This window comes from Phyllobacterium sp., assembly GCF_037994405.1.
Classification (GTDB): domain Bacteria; phylum Pseudomonadota; class Alphaproteobacteria; order Rhizobiales; family Rhizobiaceae; genus Phyllobacterium.
The window spans coordinates 1-2,726 of the sequence record NZ_JBBNAN010000288.1 but is presented as its reverse complement, the minus strand read 5'-3'; the positions used below and the strand labels follow the sequence as shown (position 1 = coordinate 2,726).

4 protein-coding genes and 1 pseudogene are annotated in these 2,726 nt (G+C 58.5%); 4 read left to right on the top strand and 1 reads right to left on the bottom strand.

Features of this window, described 5'->3' with window-relative positions; translation table 11 throughout:
* Positions 1-105: pseudogene (locus AAAC48_RS15780) on the top strand (chromosome partitioning protein ParB); the annotation flags it as partial.
* Between the two features lie 2 nt (positions 106-107).
* Here AAAC48_RS15780 and phnF read toward each other — a convergent pair.
* Positions 108-854 carry a phosphonate metabolism transcriptional regulator PhnF gene (phnF, locus tag AAAC48_RS15775; protein WP_340655085.1) on the bottom strand — a complete coding sequence of 249 codons (747 nt, stop codon included), beginning with the start codon at positions 852-854 and terminating at the stop codon, positions 108-110.
* Positions 855-944: 90 nt separating this feature from the next.
* On the opposite strand from phnF, the gene phnG reads away from it, so the two are divergent.
* The 3 genes from phnG to AAAC48_RS15760 form a co-directional block, all read left to right on the top strand.
* Positions 945-1,421: a phosphonate C-P lyase system protein PhnG gene (gene phnG, locus AAAC48_RS15770; RefSeq protein WP_340655084.1), complete on the top strand. Its 477-nt coding sequence runs from the start codon at positions 945-947 to the stop codon at positions 1,419-1,421.
* Entirely contained in the window at positions 1,421-2,032 is a 612-nt protein-coding gene (gene phnH, locus AAAC48_RS15765) for a phosphonate C-P lyase system protein PhnH (protein ID WP_340655083.1), read from the top strand. Before phnG ends, phnH begins: the two co-directional genes overlap by 1 nt.
* A gap of 3 nt (positions 2,033-2,035) precedes the next feature.
* A partial coding sequence (locus AAAC48_RS15760; RefSeq protein WP_340655082.1) for a carbon-phosphorus lyase complex subunit PhnI occupies positions 2,036-2,726 on the top strand: 691 nt, incomplete at its 3' end.

Genomic DNA, 2,726 nt, shown 5'->3' with positions numbered 1-2,726 from the left:
AAATTCGTGGATGCGAGCTTTGACAAGGCACTCAATCAGGCTCTCAAAGATGCCAAAAGCCAAGCAGCAAGCTATTTGCCTGGCTGGTGCGGACCAATCAGCTGAGGTTAAGTTGTAGATTTGTTCTCGATGGCGATTTCCATCCGGTCGGCCGCGAAACGGGTCTTGGCGTATTCGATCGGACGGCCCTCCATGTCGACATTAATGGCAGTGGCGACAAGGACGATGGCACCGGGCGACAAACGCAGGTGCCGCAGGTCTTCCGCATCCGCATGGCGCGCAGCAATGATCGTGGATTTGCGCAGATAGTCGTCTATTCCTGCAGCTTTGAGGGCAAATGTTATCGAACCGGATGAGCGATAGTCTTCAACGACATTCGGTACGCGTGCCGCATCAAACCATGCCGTCGCGCAAGAAACAGGGCTGCCGTCTGCCGTGTGCATCGTGTCTATTCGGATGACCTGCCCAGGTTGCATGTCCAATGCTTCTGCGATCTCAGGCGTTGCTTCTTCGACGCGATGAGACAGGAGGATGCCTTTGGTTTCTCGCACCTGCGTCGCAACATTCTGGGAGAAGCGTGTGCGCTCGCCAATGCGATAGGTGAGTTTTTTGCTGTTGGCGACGAAAGTGCCTCGGCCCTGTTGCGCACGCAGGACACCTTCCTTGGTCAGGGCGGCGATTGCGCTGCGGATTGTGTGGCGATTGACGTCGAAGCGTGTCGCCAGTTCTACTTCCGGCGGCATGCGTGCGCCGCTCGCCATTTTTCCCGCCGTGATATCACCGCGAATTTGATCGGCGATCTGTCTCCAGATCGCGACACCACTGTTGCGGGTAATGAATCTTCCTGAAGGCACGCTTTGTCATGCTCCTGTCATTGACGGGTTTTATAGGTAGGTCTATTGTCTAGTTGTATAGATAAATAGACAAATTATAACGAGGTGTCAATGAGCGGCGAAATTCTTGAAAGCGTCCCAACTGCCGACGATGCCGGGCGCAAAGCCGCCATGGCCTTGCTGGCGCAGGCCACCACGCAGGAGATGGCGCAGTTTTGGGGGCAGTGGGCTGACAAGCCGCAGTTCGAGACGCTGCGTGGTCCGGAAACCGGGCTGGTCATGGTGCGCGGACGTATCGGTGGCGGCGGCGCTCCCTTCAATCTGGGCGAAGCGACGGTGACGCGCGCAACCATACGGCTTGGCAATGGCGCGGTTGGTCATGCCTATGCGCTTGGACGTGATGGCACAAAGGTGCGGCTTGCGGCCGTTTTTGATGCGCTCTGGCAGGAGCCGGCCCATCGTCAAGCTGTCGAGGACACGGTGCTCGCTCCGATTGCACACCGTCTGAAGGACAATCTCGAACACCGGCGGGCCGAAACGGCGGCGACGAAAGTTGATTTCTTTACAATGGTGCGGGGTGACGACTGATGCGTGCAGCGACAGAGGTCTTTGAGGGCGGTTTCAGCGATGCAGTCCTCAACTCACAAGAAGTCTTTCGGGCGTTGATGGACGCCATGGCCAACCCTGGCCGCGCCATTCCTTCGCGCGGTCTGGTCAACGCTCCAGCACCCATCTTGCCCGTTGCCGCAGCAATTGCAGCGACGCTGTTTGATCATGATGCGACGGTCTGGTGCGACAAGCCGATCGCCGGCTCCGAAGCTGCAACCGGCTGGCTGAAGTTCCACACCGGACTTGAACTGACAGCCAATCCATCCGAAGCGCAATTTGCACTTATCAGCGACATCGAAACCATGCCTTCGTTCGAAGTATTCGCCAAGGGAACGTCTGAATATCCGGATCGCTCGACGACCCTTATCCTGCAGATCGATGGCTTCAATGGTGCAGAGGAACTGACACTCAAGGGACCTGGGATCAAGCACATCCGGGCGTTTGCGCCCAGCCAGTTGCCGAAAATGTTCATCGACCAATGGACAGCCAATCGCGGCGCGTTTCCGCGCGGTGTCGATCTCGTCTTTGCCGGCAAGGGTGGGCTCGCCGCTTTGCCGCGCACGACACGCATTTCGAAAAGGGAGGCCTGAGCCATGTATGTTGCAGTCAAGGGCGGGGAGGCGGCCATACGCAATGCGCACAAGCTGCTGGCCGACCGGCGTCGCGGTGATCGCTCAGTACCGGCAATAGGGCTGGAGCAGATCGTCGAACAGCTGGCGCTGGCCGTTGATCGCGTCATGGCGGAGGGTTCGCTATACGATAAGGAACTCGCAGCGCTGGCAGTAAAGCAGGCGCGGGGAGACATGATCGAGGCGATCTTCCTCGTTCGTGCCTATCGCACGACGCTGCCGCGCTTTGGCTACACCAGGCCCGTCGAGACGTCGCAGATGACCATCGAACGCCGCATCTCAGCCACCTTCAAGGATCTGCCGGGTGGACAGTTGCTCGGGCCAACATTCGACTACACCCATCGTCTGCTCGATCCGGAGCTTGCCGGGGATAGCGCGGTAGAAGTGCCTGAGCGCCGTGTTGAATCGCATGAGCATACGCCGCGGGTCACCGATATTCTCGGCCATGATGGGATGATCGAAGCTGATGGCGATATGCCTGAGGGTTCCGAAACAGGAGATCTGACGCGTGAACCGCTGTCGTTTCCACTGGAGCGCGACATTCGACTTCAAGCCTTGGCACGTGGCGACGAAGGTTTCCTCCTCGGGCTTGCCTATTCGACACAGCGCGGCTACGCCCGTAGCCACCCCTTTGCCGGTGAAATCCGTATCGGCG